At 54.5% G+C, this 26,280-nt stretch carries 22 protein-coding genes; 15 read left to right on the forward strand and 7 right to left on the reverse strand.

Annotated features, from left to right (window positions below; genetic code table 11):
- The first annotated feature begins 319 nt into the window (after positions 1-319).
- Together N5923_RS11440 and N5923_RS11445 are read left to right on the forward strand one after the other, a co-directional pair.
- Positions 320-2,422 carry a putative bifunctional diguanylate cyclase/phosphodiesterase gene (locus N5923_RS11440; protein ID WP_267143762.1) on the forward strand — a complete coding sequence of 701 codons (2,103 nt, stop codon included), beginning with the start codon at positions 320-322 and terminating at the stop codon, positions 2,420-2,422.
- A gap of 168 nt (positions 2,423-2,590) precedes the next feature.
- On the forward strand, positions 2,591-4,666 hold the full coding sequence (locus tag N5923_RS11445) for a putative bifunctional diguanylate cyclase/phosphodiesterase (protein WP_267143761.1): 2,076 nt from the start codon (positions 2,591-2,593) through the stop codon (positions 4,664-4,666).
- Between the two features lie 104 nt (positions 4,667-4,770).
- On the opposite strand, the gene exbD is transcribed toward N5923_RS11445, so the two are convergent.
- Both exbD and exbB read right to left on the reverse strand, forming a co-directional pair.
- Positions 4,771-5,193, reverse strand: coding sequence for a TonB system transport protein ExbD (gene exbD / locus N5923_RS11450; protein WP_267143760.1), 423 nt, complete (start codon positions 5,191-5,193; stop codon positions 4,771-4,773).
- A gap of 5 nt (positions 5,194-5,198) precedes the next feature.
- Positions 5,199-5,933 carry a tol-pal system-associated acyl-CoA thioesterase gene (gene exbB, locus N5923_RS11455; protein ID WP_267143945.1) on the reverse strand — a complete coding sequence of 245 codons (735 nt, stop codon included), beginning with the start codon at positions 5,931-5,933 and terminating at the stop codon, positions 5,199-5,201.
- Between the two features lie 320 nt (positions 5,934-6,253).
- On the opposite strand from exbB, the gene N5923_RS11460 reads away from it, so the two are divergent.
- The 5 genes from N5923_RS11460 (at position 6,254) to N5923_RS11480 (ending at position 11,151) form a co-directional block, all read left to right on the forward strand.
- Positions 6,254-7,222: a TRAP transporter substrate-binding protein gene (locus N5923_RS11460; RefSeq protein WP_267143759.1), complete on the forward strand. Its 969-nt coding sequence runs from the start codon at positions 6,254-6,256 to the stop codon at positions 7,220-7,222.
- 13 nt (positions 7,223-7,235) lie between these two features.
- Complete coding sequence (locus tag N5923_RS11465; protein ID WP_267143758.1) at positions 7,236-7,742, forward strand: TRAP transporter small permease; 507 nt, start codon at positions 7,236-7,238, stop codon at positions 7,740-7,742.
- Positions 7,743-7,751: 9 nt separating this feature from the next.
- On the forward strand, positions 7,752-9,044 hold the full coding sequence (locus N5923_RS11470; RefSeq protein WP_267143757.1) for a TRAP transporter large permease: 1,293 nt from the start codon (positions 7,752-7,754) through the stop codon (positions 9,042-9,044).
- Between the two features lie 115 nt (positions 9,045-9,159).
- Positions 9,160-10,350 carry a cystathionine beta-lyase gene (gene metC / locus N5923_RS11475; protein ID WP_267143756.1) on the forward strand — a complete coding sequence of 397 codons (1,191 nt, stop codon included), beginning with the start codon at positions 9,160-9,162 and terminating at the stop codon, positions 10,348-10,350.
- A gap of 135 nt (positions 10,351-10,485) precedes the next feature.
- Positions 10,486-11,151, forward strand: a complete 666-nt coding sequence (locus N5923_RS11480; RefSeq protein WP_267143755.1) for a DedA family protein — start codon at positions 10,486-10,488, stop codon at positions 11,149-11,151.
- A 30-nt stretch (positions 11,152-11,181) separates the two neighbouring features.
- Here the strand turns inward: N5923_RS11480 and N5923_RS11485 are convergent, their stop codons facing one another.
- Positions 11,182-12,072: an AraC family transcriptional regulator gene (locus N5923_RS11485; RefSeq protein ID WP_323372743.1), complete on the reverse strand. Its 891-nt coding sequence runs from the start codon at positions 12,070-12,072 to the stop codon at positions 11,182-11,184.
- A gap of 178 nt (positions 12,073-12,250) precedes the next feature.
- Here N5923_RS11485 and yqhD point away from each other — a divergent pair, with 178 nt between their 5' ends.
- Both yqhD and dkgA read left to right on the forward strand, forming a co-directional pair.
- Entirely contained in the window at positions 12,251-13,408 is a 1,158-nt protein-coding gene (gene yqhD / locus N5923_RS11490; protein ID WP_267143754.1) for an alcohol dehydrogenase, read from the forward strand.
- Between the two features lie 92 nt (positions 13,409-13,500).
- Positions 13,501-14,325 (forward strand): 2,5-didehydrogluconate reductase DkgA, encoded by an 825-nt coding sequence (dkgA, locus tag N5923_RS11495; RefSeq protein ID WP_267143753.1) that lies wholly within the window; start codon positions 13,501-13,503, stop codon positions 14,323-14,325.
- A gap of 42 nt (positions 14,326-14,367) precedes the next feature.
- On the opposite strand, the gene ftsP is transcribed toward dkgA, so the two are convergent.
- The 3 genes from ftsP to parC form a co-directional block, all read right to left on the reverse strand.
- Positions 14,368-15,792: a cell division protein FtsP gene (gene ftsP / locus N5923_RS11500; protein WP_267143752.1), complete on the reverse strand. Its 1,425-nt coding sequence runs from the start codon at positions 15,790-15,792 to the stop codon at positions 14,368-14,370.
- A 123-nt stretch (positions 15,793-15,915) separates the two neighbouring features.
- Complete coding sequence (locus N5923_RS11505) at positions 15,916-16,653, reverse strand: 1-acylglycerol-3-phosphate O-acyltransferase (protein ID WP_267143751.1); 738 nt, start codon at positions 16,651-16,653, stop codon at positions 15,916-15,918.
- A 147-nt stretch (positions 16,654-16,800) separates the two neighbouring features.
- Positions 16,801-19,074, reverse strand: coding sequence for a DNA topoisomerase IV subunit A (parC, locus tag N5923_RS11510; protein WP_267143750.1), 2,274 nt, complete (start codon positions 19,072-19,074; stop codon positions 16,801-16,803).
- Positions 19,075-19,534: 460 nt separating this feature from the next.
- On the opposite strand from parC, the gene N5923_RS11515 reads away from it, so the two are divergent.
- The 6 genes from N5923_RS11515 to N5923_RS11540 all read left to right on the forward strand — a co-directional run bounded on the left by N5923_RS11515 (position 19,535) and on the right by N5923_RS11540 (position 24,864).
- Positions 19,535-21,100 carry a BglG family transcription antiterminator gene (locus N5923_RS11515; RefSeq protein WP_267143943.1) on the forward strand — a complete coding sequence of 522 codons (1,566 nt, stop codon included), beginning with the start codon at positions 19,535-19,537 and terminating at the stop codon, positions 21,098-21,100.
- A gap of 21 nt (positions 21,101-21,121) precedes the next feature.
- Positions 21,122-21,592: a PTS sugar transporter subunit IIA gene (locus tag N5923_RS11520; RefSeq protein ID WP_267143749.1), complete on the forward strand. Its 471-nt coding sequence runs from the start codon at positions 21,122-21,124 to the stop codon at positions 21,590-21,592.
- A 23-nt stretch (positions 21,593-21,615) separates the two neighbouring features.
- Positions 21,616-21,930 (forward strand): PTS fructose transporter subunit IIB, encoded by a 315-nt coding sequence (locus tag N5923_RS11525; protein WP_017801222.1) that lies wholly within the window; start codon positions 21,616-21,618, stop codon positions 21,928-21,930.
- A 25-nt stretch (positions 21,931-21,955) separates the two neighbouring features.
- Entirely contained in the window at positions 21,956-23,047 is a 1,092-nt protein-coding gene (locus N5923_RS11530; RefSeq protein WP_267143748.1) for a PTS fructose transporter subunit IIC, read from the forward strand.
- A gap of 11 nt (positions 23,048-23,058) precedes the next feature.
- Positions 23,059-23,910: a class II fructose-bisphosphate aldolase gene (locus N5923_RS11535; protein WP_267143747.1), complete on the forward strand. Its 852-nt coding sequence runs from the start codon at positions 23,059-23,061 to the stop codon at positions 23,908-23,910.
- An 87-nt stretch (positions 23,911-23,997) separates the two neighbouring features.
- Complete coding sequence (locus N5923_RS11540) at positions 23,998-24,864, forward strand: ketose-bisphosphate aldolase (RefSeq protein ID WP_267143746.1); 867 nt, start codon at positions 23,998-24,000, stop codon at positions 24,862-24,864.
- Between the two features lie 5 nt (positions 24,865-24,869).
- Here N5923_RS11540 and N5923_RS11545 read toward each other — a convergent pair whose 3' ends face one another.
- The gene (locus N5923_RS11545; RefSeq protein WP_267143745.1) at positions 24,870-26,042 is read right to left on the reverse strand and encodes an amidohydrolase; all 1,173 of its coding nucleotides are present in this window, start codon (positions 26,040-26,042) and stop codon (positions 24,870-24,872) included.
- Positions 26,043-26,280: the final 238 nt, after the last annotated feature.

The following is a 26,280-nucleotide window of genomic DNA, read 5'->3' on the forward strand; positions in this document are numbered from 1 at the left end:
CGGCAACTGGTTTAGCTGCGTGACAAATCAAGGCTTACAGTTTGCTAACAAAGATAATGTCGAGGGGATCTATCCGAATTTTCCTTCCAATGTTATTTTTAGTGATAATCACGCATTATTAATTAACTTAATAAATTATAAGGGCATTGGACAGCAGCGCTGACCGCCCCGTGACTCAGACTTTCCTTAGATGAAAAATAACCGGCGGCGCGGTTAATGCGGCGTACTGACGGCATAATTCTGAGCACGACATAACAATAATTTTTATATAACCGTCCAGCGTCAACGGCGGTATTATTGGCCACACGAGGAATGAGTCATGCTCGTCACCAGCTGGGATCCTGTACTGATCGCCGTTTCCTTTTTTGTGGCGTTTATCGCCTCATTCACCGCCCTTGATATCGCTGGTCGGGTGGCGCTATCACAAGGACGCGCAGCGCTTTACTGGCTAGTGGGTGGCGGTACCGCCATGGGGATCGGCATCTGGGCGATGCATTTTATCGGTATGCTGGCAATGATGCTGCCGATGGAGATGCATTACGACTTGACGCTGACCGCCGCTTCACTGGTTAGCGCCATCGTCGCTGCGATACTGGCGCTATGGCAGGTGTGCCGCAGTGAGCTGACGCCCGCACGCCTGCTGCGTGGATCGCTGCTGCTCGCGTGTGGCGTGGCAGCGATGCACTTTATCGGCATGCTGGCGCTGATGATCACGCCGGCTATTCAGTGGCAGCCGGGGCTGGTCACCCTGTCGCTGGTTATCGCCCTGCTGGCTTCCACCAGCGCCATGTGGCTGGCCTTTCATCTGCGCCGCGGCGAGCGAGGTTTGCTGGCGCGCCGCGCGCTGGCATCGATCATTTTGGGCATTGCGGTTGCCGGTATGCATTACACCGGCATGGCTGCTGCGCAATTCGCCCAAGGCAGCCAGATGCTGACCAGCGGCGTCAGTGAGCATGGACTGGCTGTCTGGGTCACGGCCATCACCCTTTCAATCCTCGGCATTACCCTGCTGGTATCGATGCTGGAGGCGCAAATACGCACCTCGCGCTTAACCGCACGTCTGGCGCACGCCAACCACGAGCTGGAGCAGCTCGCCACCCATGATCCGCTGACCCAGTTGCCGAACCGCATTCAGCTGGAAACGCGGCTTGATCGGGCGATCAGTCAGGCCACGCAGCATCATTCCCACTTTGCCCTGATGCTGATGGATATTGATGGTTTTAAAGCGGTTAATGATGCTTATGGCCATCATGTCGGTGATCGACTGCTGACTTGTGTGGCAGAACGGCTGTTAACACGACTGGATGCCCGCCATACGCTGGCGCGGCTGGGCGGCGATGAGTTTGTCCTGCTGCTGGAGGACGCCGGGGCCGATGATGCCGCGCAGCTTGCCGCCACGCTGGTCAGGGCCATCGAAGAGCCGTTTATTATGGCGCGCTACCATGTGTCGGTATCACTCAGTATCGGCATTGCGCTGTTTCCCGCTGATGGCGTCGAAAAACACGATCTGATGCTGAATGCGGATATAGCGATGTACCACACCAAGCACAGTGGTCGTAACGGCTGGCACTTCTTTGAACCTTCGATGGGCACTCACTCGCAACACCAGCTGCAACTGGCTAACGATCTGTGGACTGCCCTTGAGCATGATGAGCTGCGCCTGTTCTACCAGCCGAAGTTCTCTGCTGCCGATGGCGCCCTGCTGGGTTTTGAAGCGCTGCTGCGCTGGCAGCATCCACAACATGGTTTGCTGACGCCAGAGATGTTCCTGCCGCGGGCAGAAAAAACCGGATTTATCATTTCAATCGGCAACTGGGTGATTAATGAAGCCTGTCGCCAGCTGCAAAGCTGGCGGCAGCAAGGGCATCAGCAATGGACGGTATCAGTCAACTTATCGGAATTGCAGTTTGCCCAGCGCGAGCTGGTAATGACCGTACAGAATGCGCTGCAACAGTGTCAGCTGCCGGCATCGTCGCTGATGCTGGAAGTGAGCGAAGCGATCGCGATGCGCGATCCGCAATTCAGTCAGCAGATTATTGCGGCGCTGGCGGCACTGGGCGTCAGGATATCGATAGATAATTTTGGCATTGGCTACGCCAATCTACTGCATCTGCAACGGCTGGCGGCGAGTGAATTAAAAATCGACCGCACGTTTATCAACAAACTGAAACAGGGCAGCGATGACAGCACCATCATTACCGCAATGGTGGCGATGGCGCAGCGCCTTAACTTACGCATTGTGGCTGAAGGGGTTGAGACCGCCGAACAGCAGCAGCTGCTAACCCGGCTCGGATTTGACACTTTGCAGGGCTATTTATTAGGTAAACCAATGCCTGCCGGTCAGGTTGGCGAATTTAAGTTTATCAGTGAGGCCCCTCTTCCGCCCGATATCGACAGCCAGCAACCACTGGCATCCGCCTGAATATGAAGCATGATCGAAAAAAAACTGCTCCGTGGCATCGGTGATTTTCATTGAAGCCATAGCGGTGATCTGCCGATATTTCAACCTGATAAATATTAAAAATAATGTCTTATAATTCGATTAACTCTATGCAGCCAGCTTGCTGGTTCACCGCACCTGGAAATATTTATGCTTGTTAGTTCTTACGATCAGGTTATGGTCTTCGTCTCGTTTATCGTGGCGATCCTGGCCTCCTACACCGCTCTGGATATGGCCGGGCGCGTCGGCGGCAACAGTGGCAAAACCGCGATTATCTGGCTGTTCGGTGGTGGCTTCGCCATGGGGATCGGCATCTGGTCAATGCACTTTATCGGCATGCTGGCGATGAGTCTGCCGATGGTGATGAGCTATAACGCCTCACTGACCGCGCTGTCGATGGTTATCGCCATTGCTGCTTCGATATTTGCCCTGTGGATTGTTTGCTATGGCGAACTGCCGCTGCTGCGGCTGTGCATCGGCGCGTTAGTGATGGGCAGCGGCGTTGCCGCCATGCACTATACCGGCATGGCCGCGCTGATGTTTCAGCCGGGTATTGTCTGGAACTGGGGCTGGGTAGCCTGCTCGATATTGATTGCACTCGGCGCGTCCGGCGCAGCGCTGTGGCTGGCGTTTAATCTGCGTAACCGCAGCGCCCATACCGGCTGGCTACGCGCAGGTGCCGCCGTGATTATGGGCATCGCCATTGCCGGCATGCACTACACCGGGATGGCCGCCGCTAACTTTCCGCAAGGCAGTCACACCGCGCATTACGGCGTAAACAGCAACTGGCTGGCGATCTTGGTGATGGTCGTCACGCTGGCGATCCTCGGCATTACGCTGCTGGTATCGATGCTGGATGCGCGTATGCAAGCGCGTACTTCAATTCTCGCGTCCTCGCTGGCTGAAGCCAACCGCGAACTGGCGCAGCTGGCGCTGCACGATAATCTGACCCGTCTGCCAAACCGTATCCTGCTGGAAGACCGTCTCGATCAGGCGATCAATAAAGCGACCCGTGAAAAATCACAGTTTGCGCTGATGTTTATGGATCTTGATGGCTTTAAAGCGGTCAACGATGCCTATGGTCACCATATTGGCGACAATCTGCTGATTGCGGTTACCGAACGTATGACGGCTAACATGACCGATCACTATACGCTGGCGCGCCTCGGCGGCGATGAATTTGTGCTGTTAATCGAGATTGATGATCCCAATGATGCCGCCTCCGTAGCCGATATGCTGGTAAAGGCGGTTGATCGGCCCTTTGAGATCTCGCGTTACGAACTGGTGGTTTCGCTTAGTATTGGCATTGCGGTGTATCCGGGCGATGGCGCCGACGAACGTGAGCTGCTGTTTAATGCTGATGCAGCGATGTATCACACCAAAAATAATGGTCGTAACGGCTACAACTTCTTCCAGCCTTCGATGAACACTATCGCGCAAAATCAGCTGCAGCTGATTAACGATCTTTGGCTGGCGCTGGACCACCAGCAGCTGCGGCTGTTTTATCAGCCAAAGTATTGCGCGCCCCATGGCCCGATTATTGGCTTTGAAGCGCTGTTGCGCTGGCAGCACCCGGAGCGCGGATTGCTGGCGCCGGACGTCTTCCTGCCGCTGGCGGAAAAAACCGGCATTATTGTCAATATTGGCAACTGGGTGATCGACGAAGCCTGCCGCCAGCTGCGGATCTGGCATCTGCAGGGGCATTCGCACTGGTCAGTGGCCGTCAACCTGTCAGCACTGCAGTTTGAGCAGAATAACCTGGTGGAAACGGTGGTCAGTGCGCTGAACACCCATCAGATCCCGGCGGAGCTGCTGACGCTGGAAGTCACAGAAACCACCGCCATGCGCGACCCGGATGAGAGCGTGCGGATTCTGACGGAATTAACCCAGCTGGGCGTAAAGGCATCGATTGACGATTTTGGCACCGGTTACTCCAGCCTGCTCTATCTGAAACGCTTACCGGCCAGTGAACTAAAAATAGACCGCGCCTTTGTGAATGAATTACAGGCGGATACCGAAGATGCCACTATTGTTTCCGCGATTGTGGCGCTGGCGCAATCACTGAATCTGAAGGTGGTTGCGGAAGGGGTGGAAACCAGCGAACAGCAGGCGTTTCTTACCGGACTGGGCTGCAATACATTACAAGGATATCTGCTGGGACGTCCCATCTCACCGGAGAAAGTGGCGGAACTGAGAAACTATGTCGGTGGCGAGGAAGATAAATAGCAGGGAAATTATCCGGCATGGGCGGCGAAAACGCCGCCCCTACAGAAAAAGCCTGTATTTATGCAGGGCGGCGTTCTCGCCGCCCATGAAGGCAGAGAGACGTATTACTTACTGACGGTTTCCATACCCATCAAACCAATCTTCAGATAGCCAGCCTGACGCAGTGAATCCATTACGCCCATCAGGGTTTCGTAATCGACGCTTTTATCCGCCTGGAAGAAAATAGTGGTGTCTTTTTTCCCTTCGGTCTGCGCTTCAAGCACCGCAACCAGGTTACTGGTGCTGACGGCTTCATTGCCGATAAACAGCTGCTTATCCGCTTTAATCGACAGGTAGACCGGTTTTTCCGGGCGCGGTTGCGGCGCACTGGTTGACGCAGGCAGATTAACGCGGACATCCACTGTCGCCAGCGGCGCGGCAACCATAAAGATGATTAGCAGCACCAGCATCACGTCGATAAACGGCGTGACGTTGATTTCATGCATTTCACCGTTGCTGTCGAGATCTTCGTTAAATCGCATCGCCATAACGCTTAACCCACCCGCAGCTTGTGCGCGGCGGCGCTGCGATGCGTATCGGCGCTATTGGCCAGATCCAGATCGCGGCTTTGCAGCAGCAGCACCTGCGCCGCCACATCGCCCAGTGAGGCTTTGTAGTTAGCAATCATGCGGGCAAAGACGTTGTAAATCACCACTGCCGGGATTGCCGCCACCAGACCAATCGCGGTCGCCAGCAGTGCTTCAGCGATACCTGGCGCAACCACAGCCAGATTGGTGGTCTGGGTTTTCGCAATGCCGATAAAGCTGTTCATGATGCCCCAGACGGTACCGAACAGACCGACGAAGGGCGCAATGGCGCCGATGGTGGCAAGGTAACCATTACCACGGCCAGCATGCCGGCTAAATGCCGCCACTCGACGCTCCAGGCGGAAGCCGGTGCGCTCTTTAATGCCGTCGTTATCGTCCGAACCCGCAGACAGTTCCAGTTCGTTCAGCGCTTCGTGGATCAGCTGGGTACTGAGACTACCTGATTTAAAGCTTTTGCTGTTTTCCGTTGCTTCATTCAGCGAACGCACGCTCGCCAGCGCCTGTTGCTCACGCTTCAGACGGCGTTTAGCGGACAGCAGTTCGACGCTCTTGCTAAAGAAGATCGCCCAGGTGATGACGGATGCCAACAACAGTCCAATCATTACCGTTTTTACTACGATGTCGGCATGTTCATACATACCCCAAACAGAAAGATCTGTTTGCATCAGATTATTGGTCACCACGCTGTGTCTCCAACCTCGATTAACAACATCAATAAATCAAGCGCGGATCATATCAAATTAGCAGTGAATTGATAGTAGTTCTCATTACTATTTACATTTTACTGGCGTTTTTCAGCGCCTGGTTTGTTTAAAAGCAAGTCCAGGTCAATGCTGAACATCCAACTATCATCACAGTTATGAAATGATGTTTTATAAATTAGCGAATGACATTTCAAAATATTACAAAACTGTGAGTCGCTTCACCGCCGCTGTTCATTTTTAACGCTACTTTTTTTTAGCCACTTATTCTGACAATGACCTGACCTCTGGAGCCTGAGATGAATGTAACCCGAACTGTACTCAGCTTGTGTCTGTTGACCACCTTCTTTCCCGCTGTACAAGCCGCTACCCTCCGCGCCGCCGACGTCCACCCCAAAGGGTATCCCAATGTGGTGGCGGTAGAACATATGGGCCAGAAGCTGGCGCAAGCCACCGACGATCGCCTTGAGGTTAAAATTTTCCCCAGCGGTGTGATGGGAGATGAAAAGCAGATGATCGAGCAGGCACAGCTGGGCGCCATCGATATTATTCGTGTCTCAATGGCGCCGGTGGCAGCGATTCTGCCGGAGATCGAAGTCTTCACCCTGCCCTATGTCTTCCGCGATGAAAACCATCTGCATAAGGTGCTGGATGGCCAGATCGGTCAGGAAATTGGCAACAAAATCACCCAGAACCCGGCCTCAAAACTGGTATTCCTCGGCTGGATGGATGGCGGAACCCGCAATCTGATCACCAAAAACCCGGTACTTAAAGCTGACGATCTGCACGGGATGAAAATTCGCGTACAGGGCAGCCCGGTCGCCATTGATACGCTAAAAGCGATGGGTGCCAATGCGGTGCCGATGGGCGTCAGCGAAGTGTTTAGCGGCATGCAGACCGGGGTGATTGACGGTACCGAAAATAATCCACCGACCTTTGTGGCCCATAACTATCTGCCGGTAGTGAAAAATTACACCCTGAGCGGCCACTTTATTATTCCGGAGCTGTTCCTCTATTCAAAAGTAAAATGGGACAAGCTAAGCCAGCAGGATCAGCAACTGATTCTGAAGCTGGCGAAAGAGGCGCAGGCGGAACAGCGCCAGCTATGGGCCGCCTACAATCTGCAGTCGATTAATAAAATGAAAGCCGGTGGCGTGAAGTTCCACGAGATCGACAAAACCCCCTATATCGAGGCGACGCAGCCGGTGCGCGATCGCTATGCCGCTCAGCATCAGCAGTTGATGCAAGCCATCGCTGACGTTCAATAATCAGGAGTCCTTTATGGCGAATAAATGTCATCACCTGATGGACGGGCTGTATATGGCGGCCATGGTGCTAGCCGGACTGGCGTTGCTGGTCATGACGCTGGTCGTACCCTTTGCCATCTTTATGCGCTACGTCATGAACGACGGCTCATCCTGGCCGGAACCGCTGGCGATTATGTGTATGGTGACCTTCACCTTTGTCGGCGCGGCGGTGAGTTATCGCGCCGGTTCGCATATTGCCGTATCGATGCTGACCGACCGGCTGCCGGAGAATCTGCGCCTGCTGGCGTCGCGCATCGCCGATCTGCTGATGCTGGTGATCTCGCTGTTTATTCTCTGGTACAGCAGCCAGCTTTGCATACAGCTCTGGATCCAACCGATTGCTGAATTCCCACAAGTCACCGCCGGACAGAGCTATCTGCCGGTTCCGATTGGTGCGGCACTGACGCTGCTGTTTGTGCTGGAACGTCTGGCGTTTGGTTCACAGGAACATCGTCCAGTTGTCATTATGGGTAACACCTGAGGGGTCGTCATGGATGCTTTTGTACTGCTTATTACTTTAGCTGTGCTGCTGGCGGTTGGCATGCCGGTTGCCTATGCGGTGGGACTCAGCGCGCTGGTCGGCGCCTGGTGGATCGATCTGCCGCTGGAAGCGCTGATGATCCAGATGACCAGCGGCGTGAATAAATTTTCGCTGCTGGCAATCCCGTTTTTTATTCTCGCCGGGGCGATTATGGCCGAAGGCGGTATTGCCCGACGGCTGGTGAATTTCGCCTATGTGTTTGTGGGCTTTATTCGCGGCGGCCTGTCGCTGGTTAATATTGTCGCCTCGACCTTTTTTGGCGCGATTTCCGGTTCATCGGTGGCGGATACCGCGTCGATTGGATCGGTGATGATCCCGGAGATGGAACAAAAAGGCTATCCACGCGATTACGCCGCAGCGGTGACGGCCAGCGGATCGGTGCAGGCGATCCTGATCCCGCCGAGCCATAACGCGGTGATCTACTCGCTGGCGGCGGGCGGTACGGTATCGATTGCCGCGCTGTTTATTGCTGGCGTGCTGCCGGGCCTGTTGCTGGGGTTGACGCTGATGGTGATGTGCATCGGCTTCGCGCATCGTCGTGCTTACCCGAAAGGCGAGCGCGTTCCCTTTAAACAGGCATTCAAAATTCTGCTGGATGCGCTCTGGGGGCTGATGACGGTGGTGATTATTCTCGGCGGTATTCTGAGCGGAGTATTTACTGCCACTGAATCGGCGGCAATTGCCTGTCTGTGGGCATTTTTTGTCACCATGTTTATCTATCGTGATTATAAATGGCGCGAACTGCCAAAGCTGATGTGCCGCACGGTAAAAACCGTCACCATTGTGATGGTGCTGATCGGCTTTGCCGCCTCGTTTGGTGCGGTGATGACCTGGATGCAGCTGCCGGACCGCATTACCGGTTTTTTCACCGGCATTTCCGACAATAAATACGTCATTCTGATGTGCATCAATATCATGCTGCTGCTGATTGGCACCCTGATGGATATGGCGCCGATTATCCTGATTTTAACGCCGGTGCTGCTGCCGGTGACTAACTCGCTCGGCATCGACCCGGTGCATTTTGGCATGATTATGATGGTCAATCTGGGCATCGGCCTGATTACGCCGCCGGTCGGTTCGGTGCTGTTTGTCGCCAGTGCGGTCAGTAAGCAGAAAATAGAACAGGTGGTACGCGCGATGCTGCCGTTTTATGGCGCGCTGCTGTTTGTCCTGCTGCTGATTACCTATGTGCCGGCCATCTCCCTGTGGCTGCCACGGATGGCTGGCGTGATGTCCGACTGACAGGACGCCCGGGGCCAGCCGGGCGTAATGCTGTTATTAATATTCCGTCTAAACCCGTGGTGGCTAATCGTGTTAAGTTATTTCTTTCTTATGAATTTAGCAGGGCCGCTTTGGTATGACGAAGAAGAAAATTGAGACCGCACTGATCAGCGCCGGTCGGGCAAAAAAATTCACTCAGGGTTCGGTTAACAGCGTGATTCAGCGCGCCTCCTCGCTGGTGTTTGACACCGTGGCCGATAAAAAACGCGCCACTGCCGGTCGCGCCAGCGGTGAACTGTTTTATGGCCGCCGCGGCACCCTGACCCACTTTTCATTACAGGAAGCGATGACCGAGCTGGAAGGCGGCGCGGGTTGTGCGCTCTACCCCTGTGGTGCGGCGGCGGTAGCCAATGCCATTCTCGCCTTTGTCGCCGCGGGTGATAATATCCTGATGAGCGGCTCAGTGTATGAACCGACGCAGGACTTCTGCACCAAAATCCTCAGCAAAATGAATGTCTCCACCACCTGGTTTGATCACAGCAGTGGTGCGGAAATTGCCGATCTGGTGCAGCCCAATACCAAAGTCGTGTTCCTGGAATCACCGGCCTCAATCACCATGGAAGTACAGGATGTGCCGGCGATTGTCGCGGCGGTGCGCAGTAAAGCGCCGGATGCGGTGATTATGCTGGATAACACCTGGGCGGCCGGTATTCTGTTCCGCGCCCTCGATTTCGGCGTGGATATTTCGATTCAGGCCGGGACCAAATACCTGATTGGTCACTCGGATGCGATGATTGGCACTGCCGTAGCCAATGAACGCTGCTGGGCGCAGCTGCGGGAAAACTCCTATCTGATGGGTCAGATGGTGGATGCCGATACCGCCTATATGGCCAGCCGTGGACTGCGCACGCTGGCGGTTCGTCTGCGCCAGCATGAAGAGAGCAGTATCCGCATCGCTAACTGGCTGGCAGAACGCGCGGAAGTCGCGGTGGTTAATCATCCGGCGCTGCCGCAGTGCAAGGGGCATCAGTTCTGGAAACGTGATTTTAGCGGCAGCAGCGGTCTGTTCTCCTTTGTGCTGAAAGAGAAATTAAGCGCGCAGCAGCTGGCTAATTACCTCGATCACTTTGCGCATTTCAGCATGGCGTACTCATGGGGTGGCTTTGAGTCGCTGATTCTGGCTAACCAGCCGGAAGAGCTGGCGGAAATCCGTCCTGTTGCCGGTGTCGACTTTAGCGGTACACTGGTGCGCGTCCATATCGGTCTGGAAAATGTTGATGATTTAATCGACGACCTGGCCGCCGGATTTGCCCGACTGACGCAATAATCCCAAAACTGGCGCAGGCTGCGGTGAGAAATGTGAATAAAAGCTCAACCAACCCGCACCTTCGCGCCATAGATCAAGATGTCGCTTGCCTTTTGCGGTTACAATTATTGATAACTGCAGCAAACAGGATGAAACATGGGTGTGTTACATGAGATTGTGCAGGCGCTTTGGCATCAGGATTTTGCCGCGCTGGCCAATCCGGATGTGGTGTGGATTGTTTATGGAGTGATGTTTATTACTCTGTTTCTGGAAAATGGCTTGCTGCCCGCCTCCTTCTTACCAGGTGACAGCCTGCTGCTGCTGGCTGGCGCAATGGTGGCCAAAGGGGTAATGGACTTTATCCCGACCATGGTGATCCTGACTACCGCCGCCAGCCTCGGCTGCTGGTTAAGCTATTTGCAAGGCCGCTGGCTTGGCAATACGCAGCTGGTAAAAAGCTGGCTGATGCATCTGCCCGCGCAATATCATCAGCGTGCGTGGCATATGTTTAACCGTCACGGCTTAATGGCGCTGCTGGTAGGACGCTTTCTCGCTTTCGTGCGTACGCTGTTACCGACGATGGCCGGGATTTCTGGCCTGAAAAACGGACGTTTTCAGTTCTTTAACTGGCTGAGTGGCTTACTGTGGGTGACGATTGTGGTGGCATCAGGCTATGGCATCAGCCAGGTACCGTTTATTAAACGTCACGAAGATCAGATGATGGCGGTACTGATGATTCTGCCCGTTGCGCTGCTGTTTATCGGTCTGACCGGCAGTATTGTGATGGTGTGGAAACATAAAAAGAACAAGCAGCGAGCCTGAGTCGTTCAGGCCCGCTGATAATGCGCCGCCTCAGGAGGCGCGCATTCTCGACACTTCCTCTCCCGGCGTCACGCCAAAGAAGCGCTTAAATTCGCGCGAAAACTGCGATGCACTCTCATAGCCCACTTTCATTGCCGCCGCGCTGGCTTTCAGGCCGTCGTGCAGCATCATTATGCGCGCCTGATGCAGACGATAGCTTTTCAGATACTGCAACGGTGAGGTGCTGGTCACCGCTTTAAAGTTATGATGAAACGCGGACACGCTCATATTGACCTCGGCGGCCAGCAGTTCAACGCTGAGGTTGTCGGTGTAGTGATGTTCGATGCGGCGCAGCGCGCGGGCAATCTGGCTGAATTGCGTCTGACGGCTAATCAGCGACAGCAGCGCGCCACCACATGGCCCTACCAGCACATGATAGAGGATTTCACGCACAATCTGCGGTCCCAGCACCCGGGCGTCACGCGGGCTGGACATCACATCCAGCAGGCGCTCGCAGGCACACAGCATCTCTTCGGTCAGCAACGACGAGTGAATCCCGCGCGTTTGCGGTTGCGGATGGAAGCTGTCGTCATCACCAATATCAATCAGCAAATCCTGCAGCGTCATGGTATCAACATGTAGCGATAACCCGGCCAGCGGAGCTTCTGCGCTAGCAAATGTCTCACACTCAAACGGCAGCGGCACCGTCAGCATCAGATATCGGGTGGCATCGTAATCAAACACACGGGTGCCAAGATAACCGGTTTTGTGCCCCTGAAACAGAATCACAATCCCCGGCTTGTACATCACTGGCGTGCGGCCCATCGGGCGGTTGGCATATATCAGATTGATATCCGGCACCGAAGCCAGCGCGGCTTTGTCACCGGTCATCAGGGTGACAACCTGTTGCGCCAGCCGTGAGCAGATAGCGTGATGATCCATGATGAAGTTCTCTGTCAGTCAGCAATAGGCAGAGTGTGCCCGTTCACTGCGCAATTCTCCACAGGATTGGAGAAACAGGCAAGATAAAGGCAGAAATGAGCATTGAGAGATCGACAGCGAATCCCGACAATAGTCACCATGTTAACTGACATTTCCCCGCGAAAAAGGCATAACAACGATGAATAACTTTACTCTGCATACTCCCACCCGCATTCTTTTTGGCAAGAATCAGATTACACATTTAAGCAACGAAATTCCTGCTGGCAGTAAAGTGCTGATCACCTATGGTGGCGGCAGCGTGAAAAAAAATGGCGTGATGGACCAGGTCTACAGCGCCTTGCAGGATTTCGATCTGCAGGAGTTTGGCGGCATTGAACCTAACCCCTCTTATGAAACGCTGATGAAAGCGGTCGACGTGGTGAAAGCACAGAATATCGATTTTCTGCTGGCAGTCGGCGGTGGCTCGGTGCTGGATGGCACCAAGTTTATCGCCGCAGCGGCGTTCTATGGTGACGATCCATGGCAAATTCTGCAAACGCGCGGCGCGGAGATCAAACAGGCGCTGCCAATGGGTTCCGTGCTGACGCTGCCCGCCACCGGTTCGGAATCCAATAACGGTGCGGTAATCACCCGTCGCGCCACCGGCGACAAACAGGCCTTCCACTCGCCGTTTGTGCAGCCGCTGTTTGCGGTGCTGGATCCGGTCTACACCTTCTCGCTGCCGGAGCGCCAGATTGCCAATGGCGTGGTGGATGCCTTTGTGCACACTATCGAACAGTATCTGACTTATCCGGTAGACGCCAAAGTGCAGGATCGCTTTGCGGAAGGTCTGTTGCTGACGCTGATTGAAGATGGCCCGAAAGCGCTGAAAGAGCCGGAAAACTACGATATTCGCGCCAACATAATGTGGAGCGCCACCATGGCGTTAAATGGCCTGATTGGCGCCGGTGTGCCGCAGGACTGGGCGACCCATATGCTCGGCCATGAGCTTACCGCGATGCACGGCCTCGACCATGCCCAGACGCTGGCAATTGTGCTGCCGTCACTGCTGAATATCAAACGTGAGCAGAAGCGCGGCAAGCTGCTGCAGTATGCTGCGCGCGTCTGGGGCTTCACAGAGGGTGATGAGGAGCAGCGTATTGATCTGGCTATCACCGCCACCCGCGAGTTCTTCGAAGCGATGGGCGTACCAACCCGTATGCAGGATTATCAGCTGGATGGCAGTTCCATTCCGGCGCTGCTGGTGAAGCTGGAAGAGAAAGGTCTGACGCAACTGGGTGAGCATCAGGACATCACGCTGGAGGTCAGCGGCAAAATTTATGCTGACGCGCGTTAAGCGAAATTTCCATTGAACCTCAGGTTGTTGACTAGACTCTAAAGTTAAACCGGCGTCGCAGGCGCCGGTTCACTCGCTCGAAAGGAGACATTATGGCAGATCAACCGATTATTAAACTCCGCGATGGCAATATGATGCCGCAACTTGGGCTTGGCGTCTGGCAGGCAAGCATTGAGGATGCACGCAATGCGGCAGTAAAAGCGCTCAGCGTCGGCTATCGCTCGATAGATACCGCCGCAATTTATAAAAATGAAGAAGGCATTGGTCAGGCGCTACAGGAAACGGATGTGCCGCGTGACGATATCTTTATTACCACCAAACTGTGGAATGACGATCAGCTGAATGCCGGACAGGCGCTGGAAACCAGCCTGAAAAAACTGCAGCTGGAAAGTGTTGATCTCTATCTGATGCACTGGCCTTGTCCGCAAAAAGATAACTATGTGGCGGCGTGGAACGCCATCATTGAGTTACAGAAACAGGGGCTGACCAAAAGCATCGGCGTGTGTAACTTTAATCAGCCACACCTGAAACGCCTGATTGATGAAACTGGCGTCACGCCGGTCGTCAACCAGATTGAGTTGCACCCGATGCTGCAACAGCGTGAGCTACATGCGTGGAATGCGATGCACCAGATTCAGACTGAATCCTGGAGTCCGCTGGCGCAGGGTGGTAAAGGGGTGTTTGATCAGGAAATTATCAGAAGCCTGGCGAAGAAATATGGCAAAACCCCGGCGCAGATTGTGATTCGCTGGCACCTCGACAGCGGGCTGGTAGTGATCCCGAAATCCGTCACCCCGGCGCGTATCGAAGAGAACTTTAAAGTGTTTGATTTCCGTCTGGAAAAACCGGAAATCAGCGATATTGCGAAGCTGGATAAAGGCAACCGTTTAGGGCCGGATCCGGATGAGCTGAATTAATTACCATACGGGCGGCGAGAACGCCGCCCCTGCACCAAATTATTACATTGCAGGCTGTACCAGCAACTGCCCGGCAGAACCACGATCGGCCATCTCCAGCATCTGGCTGTGATAGACAAACGGGAAATGCTCAGACGACGACTGGGTAAACATCACCAGCAGTTCCACATCGCCATCCACCCAGACAGTATCTTTCCAGCCGCGATCTTCGCCCATCGGCTGCGCGCCATTAACGCTCTTGATCAGGAACATCACCCCTTCAATATGGAAGGATTGCGGTGTATCTGCATGGATAATCCAGCGCTCATACGTCCCCTGCTGCGACTGCGTATCAATGCGCGTCATATCCCACAGCGCACCATTGATACCCGGCAGCGCGTCGCCAAGGCGGAATTCACGCGTACGGCCCGGCAGGCTATCAAGGATTTGATCGGCAACCAGACGCATCGGCAGATTATCGGTCACTAACGGCAGCAGGCCGGTTGGACGCAGGTTCAGCACCAGCGTCGAGGTAAGAATGCTCGACGGCTCAAACAAACCACGCAGGCGATCCATCACTCCCGCTGCCACCCCGGCGGTAATCGACACCTCTTTACCCTGTGACATATCCACCAGCACTTCGCGCCGCTCGCCCGGCGCCAGCGACAGCTGTAGCACCGCCACTGGCGCAGGCAGAAAACCCTGATCGCTGGCGATAACATTAAACGGGCGGCCATCACTCATCACCAGCTGATAACGGCGGGAGTTGGATGCATTCAGCAGGCGTAAACGTACCCAGCCGCGCGACACCTCAACAAAGGGATTTTGCACGCCATTTACCAGCAACGTATCGCCGACAAAGCCGCCATTGGAAGGTGGTTCATAGCGCGGTGCGCCGAAACTATCCAGCCGTTTATCCTGAATAATCAGCGGGAAATCATCGACGCCGTAGTGGTTAGGAATCGGCAGATTTTTACTGATCTCATCCTCCACCAGCCACATTCCGGCCAGGCCGTTATAGACATGCGGCGCCATACGGTTCGGGGTGTTGGCGTGATACCAGCAGGTGGCGGCGGCCTGACGAATCGGCACCACCGGCGACCAGTCAATGCCTGGCGACATCATCCTTGGTGCGCCGCCCATCAGTGCGCCCGGCACCTGAAGTCCCGCCACCGTCATTGATACCGGTTCATTCAGGCGGTTACTGTAGATCAGTTTGACATCATCGCCGTTCCAGACGCGTACCGTCGGTCCGAGATAGATGCCATTGATGCCCCACACCGGCACCTTATTGTTAATGTCACCGCTAAATGACCAGTGGCTGCGTTGCAGCGAGAGAAACAGTGGCTGACCACGACGTGATTCCAGCAACGGCGGAACCGGCAATGCGGTTCCCTTAGCGGCTGCCGCGCGGGCGCTGAAAGGCACTGCGCCCGCGCACAGGGCGATGCCCGATGCCTGAATAAATTGACGTCGACTGAAGGACATAAAAACTCCGTACCCGTAAGCGCGGCTAAGGAGAACAGGCCGCTTTCCATTTTTTTATGATATGAGATGTGCTGTGTCGATGGCTGGCGGCACAATACTGCGCTGCCAGCCCTGAATAGCGGCTTAAACCTTGTTATTCGCTTCGCGCTCGGCCACTTCGGCGTCCAGCTGTTCAAGCTTAGCAGTCATTAGCTCGCGGCAGTGGGTTGCCAGCTTACGTACCGACTGATTTTCGAACTGCTTCACATCTACCGGCGGCAACATTTCGATAATCACTAAGCCATTTTTCCAGCGATTCAGTTTAATTTTGTCGTGCGTAGTGGATACCACGATTGGAATAATCGGCACACCTGCGGTCATCGCGGCATGGAAAGCGCCGGTTTTAAACGGCAGTAAGCCGCGGCCACGGCTGCGCGTGCCTTCCGGAAACATCCAGAATGAGATTCTTTTTTTCTCGAACTGTTTCACCATTTCACCAATGGTGCCAACGGCTTTGGTGCGGTTTTCACGGTCGATCAGCAGGTTACCGGTCAGCCAGTAGAGCTGGCCAAAGAACGGGATCCATAACAGGCTTTTCTTGCCGATGGTCACGGTAGTAGGCTGCACCATATTGGCAGCAGTGATCATGTCGTAGTTATTCTGATGATTGGCAATATAGATAGCATTGCCATAGTTTTCAGCGCCTTCAGGTTTGCGTAGCTCCACTTTCAGGCCAAAAACCGTCGACAGGCGTCCGAACAGGCGTCCAAACGTCGCAACATGACGAGGATTTCGTGGTGAAAACAGGCAGTAAATACAGCCAAACACGCAAACCAGAACCGAATAAATAACGACAAAAATGGCACGTAAAATTAAGAGCATCACAACCTCGTGGTTACTTCCAAGCTAAGAACCTGGCGGCAGGCTATTTTTACCTTTGGGCGCCAGGCGCTCAGTATACTGTCTTCCGCAGAAAACACACCGGGCGCAGCAACACTTATCGTGCCGTCAACGCGCCCGGAACTGGCGTTACTCTTCGCTATCCGCCACCGTCGGACGCGCAGGCGCATCAACCTCAACCTTGTCGATACGTTGCAGACCACGCGGCAGCAGCGTACCGCGACGGCCACGCTCCGCGCGGAACTTCTGCAGCTCTTCGGCGCGCAGCGTCAGTTTGCGCTTGCCAACGTGCAGGGTCACGGCGCTGTTGGCAGGCAGCAACAGCAGCCATACCAGCTTATCTTCACCCGATGCGGCCTGCGCCGCTGGAATGGAGATAATCTTATTGCCTTTACCTTTCGACAGCTGGGGTAAATCACCCACCGGGAACAACAACATACGGCCGGCACTGGTGATCGCCAGCAGCAGATCGTTGTCGTCGTGAATCGCCATTGGCGTCATCACTTTGGCATTGGCTGGCAGTGTCAGCAGCGTTTTCCCGGCGCGGTTGCGTGAAACCAGATCGCTAAAGGTGCAGACAAAACCATAACCGGCGTCAGACGCCATCAGCAGTTTCTGGTCATCGGCCTCCATCAGCACCTGCTCAACCACCGCACCTGGCGGAGGCGTCAGTTTGCCGGTCAGCGGCTCACCCTGACCACGCGCCGATGGCAGCGTAATCGGATCCAGCGCATAGCTGCGACCGGTGGAGTCAATAAACACCACCGGCTGATTGCTCTTGCCTCGTGCTGCCGCACGATAGCTGTCGCCCGCTTTATAGCTCAGCCCCGACGGGTCAATATCATGCCCCTTGGCGCTGCGCACCCAGCCGGACTGTGACAAGACAATGGTTACCGGCTCTGATGGCACCAGTTCATGTTCACTGATCGCTTTCGCTTCACCACGTTCACACAGTGGCGAGCGGCGGTCATCGCCATAGGCATCGCTGTCAGCCTGCAGCTCTTTTTTCAGCAGGGTATTCATTTTGCGCTCTGACGCGAGAATCGCCTGTAACTGATCGCGCTCTTTCGCCAGCTCATCCTGCTCACCGCGAATCTTCATCTCTTCCAGTTTGGCAAGATGACGCAGTTTTAATTCCAGAATCGCTTCGGCCTGGGTTTCGCTGATCTCGAAGCGCGACATCAGTACCTGCTTCGGCTCATCCTCGGTACGAATGATATGGATCACTTCATCGATATTGAGGAACGCCACCAGCAAACCTTCGAGGATATGCAGGCGTTTCAGCACTTTTTCCAGACGGTAATTCAGACGGCGACGCACCGTATCGCGACGGAACACCAGCCACTCGCTCAGGATCTCCAGCAGGTTTTTCACCGCCGGGCGATTATCGAGGCCGATCATATTCAGGTTAATGCGGTAGCTTTTTTCCAGGTCGGTGGTGGCAAACAGGTGGTTCATCACCTGCTCCATATCCACCCGGTTGGAGCGCGGCACAATCACCAGACGCGTCGGGTTTTCGTGATTTGATTCGTCACGCAGATCCTCGACCATCGGCAATTTCTTATTGCGCATCTGCGCGGCGATCTGCTCCAGCACGCGCGCGCCGGAAACCTGATGCGGTAACGCGGTGATCACCACGTCGCCATCTTCGCGCTTCCACACCGCACGCATACGCACCGAGCCGCGACCATTTTCATAGATCTTACGGATCTCATTACGTGGCGTAATAATTTCCGCTTCGGTCGGATAGTCCGGGCCCTGCACAATATCCAGCAGTTCATCCAGCGTGGTTTTCGGGCTGTCGATCAGCGTAATCGCCGCTTTCGCCACTTCCCGCAGGTTGTGTGGCGGAATATCGGTCGCCATCCCCACCGCAATACCAGTGGTGCCGTTCAGCAGGATATTCGGCAGGCGCGCAGGCAGCATTTTCGGCTCCTGCATGGTGCCGTCAAAGTTCGGCACATAATCCACCGTGCCCTGCCCCAGTTCACCGAGCAGCACTTCCGCATATTTCGACAGGCGCGATTCGGTATAACGCATCGCTGCAAAGGATTTCGGATCATCCGGCGCACCCCAGTTCCCCTGGCCATCGACCAGCGGATAGCGATAGGAGAATGGCTGCGCCATTAATACCATCGCCTCGTAACAGGCGCTGTCGCCATGAGGATGGTATTTACCCAGCACGTCACCGACAGTACGCGCGGATTTTTTAAATTTGGCGCTGTTGTTCAGCCCCAGCTCCGACATGGCATAGACAATGCGGCGCTGAACCGGCTTCAGGCCATCGCCAATATAAGGAAGCGCCCTGTCCATGATGACGTACATGGAGTAGTTGAGGTACGCATTCTCTGTAAAGGTATGCAGGGCAAGACGCTCTGCACCATCCTGCGTCAGGTCACTCATTATTCTCATTTCCTCACATCGCAGCGCGATGGCTGCTCACTTCGACACGCCACACAGCGGTAAGTTTGGCGAGGATAGTACCTTATCTGGTGATGTTCTGTCACAGGGAACCGCGAGCCCGCGCCGCTAAAACCGCCGGTAGTTAACGGAATAGTTTAAAGCGGATTATTTTCCAGCAATGATTAAAATAATATTTAATATGCGAACGGGGTCACACTTATTTATTTAGCGACAGAGTGTGACCGCCATCTCAATTAATTAACCGCCAGGCAGATGTTTTAATTTTGTCCCATCCGGCGGACAGGTTTTAGTATTGTCGCTTTGGCTGGCGACGACTAGATTAATCATCACAGTCAGTTAAACATCCATTCACCACCCGGAAACAACTAAGGAAGCCTGTAAACAACACTCATCAAAAATAAGCATCAGAAAATCTGACGCACATAAGAAGGGTAATATGATGCAGCCTCTTACCTCACGACAAAACCGACTATTGAAATACTTGCTGCAACATCAGGAGCATGTAACGGTTAAAAACATTGCACATTATCTGGATGTCTCAGAAAAAACCGTTCATCGCGATATGCAGTTTGTTGAGGCCATGCTTGCCGCGTGGAATATTTACCCTGACAAAAAGGTCGGCGCCGGCATTATGTTAATCGCCGCCGATAATCAGCGTTTAATTCTGCTGGAGCAGCAGATTGTGGTGGATGACGGCGAAAGCGATGCGCTGGCCAACAATGCGCGCCGGGTGAAGATTGCTTCGCAGCTGCTGAGCGATACGCCACGCGAAACCTCAATCAGTAAACTCTCTGAACGCTATTTCATCAGCAGCGCATCGATTGTGAACGATCTGAAGGTGATTGAAAGCTGGATGCAACCGCTCGGACTGACGCTGGTGCGCAGCCAGAGCGGCACCCATATTGAAGGCAGCGAAAGCAGCGTGCGTCAGGCGATGGTGTCATTAATCAATCAGGTGATGAGCCATAAAGAGCCGGGGATGGTAAATCATTCGCGCCTCGATCCTGGCAGCTATCATGCCCTGACCCGTTATTTTGGCGTGGCGGATGTCGATTTTGTCCAGCAACTGTTGCAGGAGATGGAACAACAGCTGGCGTGGCAGCTGGGTGAACCTTACTACGTCAATATCTTTACCCATATCTTAATTATGATGCACCGTATGGCAGCGGGAAATTCGTTAACCCTTGGCGATGAGACCATTTATCAGCAGGTGGATAATCATATTTTCGCCATCGCCGGTAATATGGTGCAGCAAATCGAACAGCGCGTGGCGAATTCGCTGCCGGCCGATGAAGTGTGGTTTATTTACCAGTATATTATCTCCTCCGGCATTGTGCTGGAAGAGCATACCGATAACCCGCCAGCGCATTATAAATATGCCAATGGTGAATCACGACGTTTAACACTGTCATTAATTGATCTGTTCTCTGATCTGATTAATATCGATCTGCGCAGTGATAAATTACTGTATGACGGCCTGCTAATTCATGTTAAACCGCTGCTGAACCGGCTTAAATATCATATCCGCATTCGCAATCCGTTATTAGACGACATTAAAAATGAACTGCGGGATATTTATCAGATTACTCAACAGGCGATTAGCCAGCTGTGTCAGCGCTTTCAGTTACAGGAAATAGCCGAAGATGAGACCGGCTATCTGAGCATTCATTTTCAGGCCGCGCTGGAAAGACAAATTGCCCATAAACGCATTCTGCTGGTCTGTTCCAGCGGCGTGGGCACCTCGCACCTGTTGAAAAGCCGGATTTTACGCGCCTTTCCCGACTGGATCATCGTCGGTGTGGTCTCCGCCAGCAATATGGCCAGCTTTTGCCAGCATGAAGATATTGAGCTGGTGATCTCCACCATTCATCTGCAGACAACAGAGATTCCGGTGGTCTATGTTTCGGCATTTTTTAATGACGACGATATTAAACGGGTAACTGAGAGCGTGATTGCCAGCAAATTGCATCAGGCGGTGAACGCGCTCCCGGCAACTGAGCATTAATTTTCTGATGAGGTGAAGGAAATGGATATTAATAAAATTCTTAATGCAAATCGGGTCACGTTAACCATGAACGCCACCACCAAGGATGAGGTGATTCAGGAACTGACCGAGTTGCTGTATCAGGATGGCGCGCTCAGCTGCAAAGAGGAATTTATTCGTGATGTTTATCTGCGTGAAGCCGAAGGCTCAACCGGTTTTGAAAACCATATTGCCATTCCGCATGGCAAATCATCGGCGGTAAAACAGACCACGCTGGCGATTGGCCGCACACGCCAGGATATCGCCTGGGAGACGCTGGATGGCAGCAAGGTGCGCTGCATTATTCTGTTTGCCGTGCGTCTGGAAGATCAGAACACCACCCATATTCGCCTGCTGTCTCAGGTTGCCAGCGCGCTGGCCGACGATGAGGTGATTGCTCAGCTGTTACAGGAGACCGACCCGGAAAGGATTATTCAACTGTTCAGTCAGTATGCGGAAACCGACCTCTGCTAACCCTTAATAAGACGAGGCATAACATGAAAATAGTTTGTGTAGCCGCCTGCACCGCGGGCATCGCGCATACCTATATTGCGCGCGAAAAACTGCTTAAAGGCGCCAGAGCGTTAAACCATGATATTCGCGTGGAAACTCAGGGCACTATTGGCACCGAAAATGAATTAACCGCCAGTGAAATCGCCGCTGCTGACGTGGTGATTTTAGCCATCGATATCAAGATAAAAGGTGAAGAGCGCTTTAAAGGCAAACCTGTGGTACGGGTGAAAACGGATATTGTGATTAAGTCCCCGGTTAAGTTTCTGGAAAAAGTGGCGGGCTCGTTAGAACGCGCCTGAATATCAACTTTTCGGAAGAGACATTATGAACGATAACAAAAACAGCGTCGGTCAGCAGATTAAGGGGCATCTGCTTACCGGTATTTCGTGGATGATCCCGCTGATTGTCGCCGCCGGTATCTGTATCGCCCTCGGCCAGGTGATTGGCGGCACTCAGGTCGCAGAAAAAACCGGCAGCATCGCCTGGATGCTGAATCAGATCGGTGGCTGGGGCATGGGACTGATTGTGCCGTTGATCAGCGCCGCGATTGCCTATTCGATTGCCGATCGCCCCGGTTTTGCTCCTGGCCTGATTGTCGGCTTTATCTGCGGCCAGATTCAGACCGGTTTTATCGGCGGCATTCTTGGTGGTTTTCTCGTCGGTTACACCGTGCTGCTGCTGCGGCGCAGCATTAAATTACCGCAATCAATGCAGGGACTGATGCCGGTGATGATCCTGCCGGTACTGAGCACGGTTATCGCCGGGCTGCTGATGATGACCTTTATCGGCCAGCCGATTATCTGGCTGCAGAAGGCGCTGATCGCGCTGCTGGAATCGATGCAGGGGGGCTCGAAGTTTCTGCTGGGGGCGATCCTCGGCGCAATGGCCACTTTCGACTTCGGCGGACCGGTCAATAAAACTATGTCGCTGTTTGCCGATGGCATGCTGGTTGATGGCATCTACGGCCCGGAAGCGGTGAAGTTTGTCGGTTCGATGATCCCGCCGTTTGGTATCACCCTGTCGTTTCTGCTGACACGCCACAAATACACCCGGGCGGAAAAAGAGGCGCTGAAGGCAGCCTTTCCGATGGGCATCTGCATGATTACCGAAGGGGTGATCCCCATCGCCGCCCGCGATCTGCTGCGGGTGGTGGCCAGCTGCGTCGTCGCCTCTGCCATCGCCGGTGGCCTGATTATGGTGTGGGGCGTGGAAGCGCCGGTGCCGCATGGCGGTATGTTTGTGGTGCCGCTGTTTACCAAACCGCTGATGTTCTGTCTGGCGCTCGGTATCGGTACGGCCATCTGCGGCGTGATGCTGTCGCTGATTAAGAAACCGGTCACCGAGGCTGACGAAGAGTTCGATGACGTCGAAGACCATAACGTACGTGACGAAGACATTAAATTCACTCTCGAATAACAGGAGCAGCTATGTACGCCTCAATGAAAGCCGTGATTGATGACGCCTGGCAGCGCCAGTACGCGGTATTAGCCATCAACTGTTTTAACCTGGAGACTGCGCGCGCGGCCATCGCCGCCGCAGAACAGCAGCAGGCGCCGCTGATTCTGAATGTTTATCAGGGCCATAGCCGGCACTTTCCGCCGCATATCGCCATGCCGCTGGTGCAGGCGCTGGCGCAGCAGGCCTCGGTGCCGGTGGCGCTCAGTCTCGACCATGGCAAAGCGTTTGACCTGATTGGTCAGTCGTTCCGCGCGGGCTTTACCGGCCTGATGATCGATGCCTCCAGCCATCCGCTGGCGGAAAATATTCGCCAGACGCGTCAGGTGGTGCAGATGGCCGCCACCGCCGATGTCTGTGTCGAAGGCGAGCTTGGGCATATCGCCGATGCGCCGATGTATGACCTCGACGATGCGGCGGTAAAAATGACCCAGGTCGAGGACGTTATACCGTTTATCAGCCAGACCGGCATCGATCTGCTGGCAGTCTCGGTTGGCACCGCGCATGGCCTCTATCCGGCGAACGTCACGCCGCAAATTAACTTTGAGCGTCTGGCGGCGCTGCATCGCGAATCACCGGTACCGCTGGCGCTGCATGGCGGCAGCGGCACCAAAGCCGACGATATCCGCCGCGTCAGCCAGCATGGCGTAGCGAAAATCAACGTTGGCGCGGCGGTGTTTGAGGCCGGAAAAAATGCGCTGCAAACCGCCCTGCACCAGCAGCCCACTGCCGAACTGGCCGATCTGCTGGCGCAGATGGAGTCCGCCTGTCAGCAGGTGGTGTATCAGTACCTCAGCTGGTCAGGCGCCGCCAACAAAGCCTGATCTGACCCTTTTACCGTAATGCCCGTCAGTGCCTGTGCACTGATGCGGGAACACTTATGCCAAAATTAACCCTGATGGAGAATTAACATGTTGATTTCAATGCACGAAATGCTGAAACCTACCCGTGAAAACCGTTTTGCGATTGGCGCGTTTAATGTTGCCGACAGCTGCTTTATCCGTGCGGTAGTGGAAGAAGCCGAATCGACCGATACCCCGGCGATTATCTCGATTCATCCCAGCGAGCTGGAGTTTGTCACCGACGAGTTCTTTGCCTATGTGCGTGAAAGAACCCTGCGCAGTAAAGTGCCTTTTGTGATCCACCTTGATCACGGCGCATCGATTGCCCATGTACAGCGGGCGATCCAGTGTGGCTTTACCTCGGTGATGATCGACGGATCGCTGCTGCCCTATGAAGAAAACGTGGCGCTGACCCGTGAAGTGGTGAAACTGGCGCATGCGGTGGGTATCTCGGTGGAGGGTGAACTGGGGACGATTGGCGATACCGGCACCACCATTGAAGGCGGGGTCAGTAAAGTGATCTACACCGATCCGGCGCAGGCGGAGGATTTCGTTACACGCACCGGCGTCGACACGCTGGCGGTGGCGATTGGTACCGCGCACGGCATCTACCCGAAAGATATGAAGCCGGAGCTACAGATGCATATTCTGCGCGATATTTCGCAGCGCGTCTCGATCCCGCTGGTGCTGCATGGCGGTTCCGCCAATCCGGATGCCGAAGTGGCGGAAGCTGTAACGCTTGGCGTCGGTAAGATCAATATCTCCAGCGATATGAAATATGCTTACTTCGCCAAAGCGCGTGAGATCCTCAGCCGTGAAACCTGGTGGGATCCGAACGCTATCTATCCTGAGCCGATCAAGGCGGCAAAAGAGGTGATCCGCTACAAAATGGCGCTGTTTGGCGGCACCGGTAAAGCGCATCTGTATCGCAATTAATTACGCTATTTATGCCCTGTCAGCGCGCTGGCAGGGCGGGGTGTTTGCCGTTTCAGCCGCTGTAGCGCCTGGCTGGCGAGATCGGCAAAGTAGTGCGCGGCAGGAGCAATCAGCGCTTCATCCGGGTTGAACCCGCCATGATGTAAACCATATTCACTGCCGCTGCCGATGCTGACAAAAGCACCCGGTATCTGCTGCAAATAGATCGCAAAATCCTCGCCGCCAAGATGCAGATCGGCGGTTTGCACCCTGTAACCACTCTGGCGCGCCACCTCGCTACTGAAATCTGCCCATTCCGCATCATTGATCAGCACCGGTGGCCCCGCCTGCCAGCTAAGCGTGGCGCTGGCTCCCGAGCCCTGCGCCACCGATTCCACCACCTTACGTACCCGCTGCTCCAGCCGGGCGCGCACCTGCAAATCATGGGTGCGTGCGGTGCCACCAAACTCCACCACGCCGGGCAGCACATTCCAGGTTTTACCGCCATCAATGCGCGTAATACTGAGTACCAGGCTGTCCAGCGTATTGAAACTGCGGCTGGTCAGCGCCTGCAACGCCTGGATAATCTGACTGGCAATCACAATCGCATCGACGCCCTGCTCCGGATGTGCGGCATGCGCGCCTTTGCCCTCCACGCGGACCACAAAGCGGTCAGCATTGGCATAAAAAGCGCCCGCGCGCGTGGCGAAGGTGCCGGTCGGCAGACCGGGTTCGTTATGCATACCAAAAATCGCCTGCACCCCGTTCAGCGCGCCCGCTTTGATAAACTGGCGCGCGCCGGTACAGTTCTCTTCACCTGGCTGGAACAGCAGGCGAATACGACCGGGTAGCTGCGCTTCCTGCGCTTTTAGCAGGCGCGCCGCGCCAAGCATCACCGCACTGTGAATGTCGTGACCACAGGCGTGCATCACCCCTTCATGGCGCGAGCGATAGCTGAGTCCGGTGGCTTCGTGGATCGGCAATGCATCAATATCAGCGCGCAGGGCGATCAGATTTTCTCCATGACCAATTTCGGCAATCACGCCGCTGGCAATCGGATAATCAACAATGCGAATATCCGCCTCAGCCAGCCAGCCACGAATACGCGCGCTGGTCGCCTGTTCGTGATTTGATAGTTCCGGCCAGCTATGCAGCTCACGCCGCCAGGCGATCAGTTGGGCTTCCAGAATGTCGCTCATCACAGATTCCTTTTCAGCTATCAATGGTATTGATAGTGGGATCGGGAGCGTATTTGGTAAAACAACAAATCTGCGTTAGTGACCTTGAAAAATGGCATAAGAAAGGCACCGCCTGACTTTGCCGCCACCCGCTCCCCCTATTGCTTATTTTCGCAAAAGCTTAGTGCAAATCATTGGTTTCTCTCAGACCGTTCAATTGAACATGATAGACAGCTGGCTCCTGGTTTCACAATCCTGA

Origin of the sequence: Winslowiella arboricola (assembly GCF_025527015.1) — a bacterium.
In the GTDB taxonomy this organism is placed as follows: Bacteria; Pseudomonadota; Gammaproteobacteria; order Enterobacterales; family Enterobacteriaceae; genus Erwinia; species Erwinia arboricola.

What these genes read in the sequence shown, in the direction of transcription:
- N5923_RS11440 (WP_267143762.1), top strand. Translation starts at nt 320, where the DNA reads ATGCTCGTCACCAGCTGGGATCCTGTACTGATCGCCGTTTCCTTTTTT.
- N5923_RS11445 (WP_267143761.1), top strand. Translation starts at nt 2,591, where the DNA reads ATGCTTGTTAGTTCTTACGATCAGGTTATGGTCTTCGTCTCGTTTATC.
- exbD (WP_267143760.1), bottom strand. Translation starts at nt 5,193, where the DNA reads ATGGCGATGCGATTTAACGAAGATCTCGACAGCAACGGTGAAATGCAT.
- N5923_RS11460 (WP_267143759.1), top strand. Translation starts at nt 6,254, where the DNA reads ATGAATGTAACCCGAACTGTACTCAGCTTGTGTCTGTTGACCACCTTC.
- N5923_RS11465 (WP_267143758.1), top strand. Translation starts at nt 7,236, where the DNA reads ATGGCGAATAAATGTCATCACCTGATGGACGGGCTGTATATGGCGGCC.
- N5923_RS11470 (WP_267143757.1), top strand. Translation starts at nt 7,752, where the DNA reads ATGGATGCTTTTGTACTGCTTATTACTTTAGCTGTGCTGCTGGCGGTT.
- metC (WP_267143756.1), top strand. Translation starts at nt 9,160, where the DNA reads ATGACGAAGAAGAAAATTGAGACCGCACTGATCAGCGCCGGTCGGGCA.
- N5923_RS11480 (WP_267143755.1), top strand. Translation starts at nt 10,486, where the DNA reads ATGGGTGTGTTACATGAGATTGTGCAGGCGCTTTGGCATCAGGATTTT.
- N5923_RS11485 (WP_323372743.1), bottom strand. Translation starts at nt 12,072, where the DNA reads ATGGATCATCACGCTATCTGCTCACGGCTGGCGCAACAGGTTGTCACC.
- yqhD (WP_267143754.1), top strand. Translation starts at nt 12,251, where the DNA reads ATGAATAACTTTACTCTGCATACTCCCACCCGCATTCTTTTTGGCAAG.
- dkgA (WP_267143753.1), top strand. Translation starts at nt 13,501, where the DNA reads ATGGCAGATCAACCGATTATTAAACTCCGCGATGGCAATATGATGCCG.
- ftsP (WP_267143752.1), bottom strand. Translation starts at nt 15,792, where the DNA reads ATGTCCTTCAGTCGACGTCAATTTATTCAGGCATCGGGCATCGCCCTG.
- N5923_RS11505 (WP_267143751.1), bottom strand. Translation starts at nt 16,653, where the DNA reads ATGCTCTTAATTTTACGTGCCATTTTTGTCGTTATTTATTCGGTTCTG.
- parC (WP_267143750.1), bottom strand. Translation starts at nt 19,074, where the DNA reads ATGAGTGACCTGACGCAGGATGGTGCAGAGCGTCTTGCCCTGCATACC.
- N5923_RS11515 (WP_267143943.1), top strand. Translation starts at nt 19,535, where the DNA reads ATGCAGCCTCTTACCTCACGACAAAACCGACTATTGAAATACTTGCTG.
- N5923_RS11520 (WP_267143749.1), top strand. Translation starts at nt 21,122, where the DNA reads ATGGATATTAATAAAATTCTTAATGCAAATCGGGTCACGTTAACCATG.
- N5923_RS11525 (WP_017801222.1), top strand. Translation starts at nt 21,616, where the DNA reads ATGAAAATAGTTTGTGTAGCCGCCTGCACCGCGGGCATCGCGCATACC.
- N5923_RS11530 (WP_267143748.1), top strand. Translation starts at nt 21,956, where the DNA reads ATGAACGATAACAAAAACAGCGTCGGTCAGCAGATTAAGGGGCATCTG.
- N5923_RS11535 (WP_267143747.1), top strand. Translation starts at nt 23,059, where the DNA reads ATGTACGCCTCAATGAAAGCCGTGATTGATGACGCCTGGCAGCGCCAG.
- N5923_RS11540 (WP_267143746.1), top strand. Translation starts at nt 23,998, where the DNA reads ATGTTGATTTCAATGCACGAAATGCTGAAACCTACCCGTGAAAACCGT.
- N5923_RS11545 (WP_267143745.1), bottom strand. Translation starts at nt 26,042, where the DNA reads ATGAGCGACATTCTGGAAGCCCAACTGATCGCCTGGCGGCGTGAGCTG.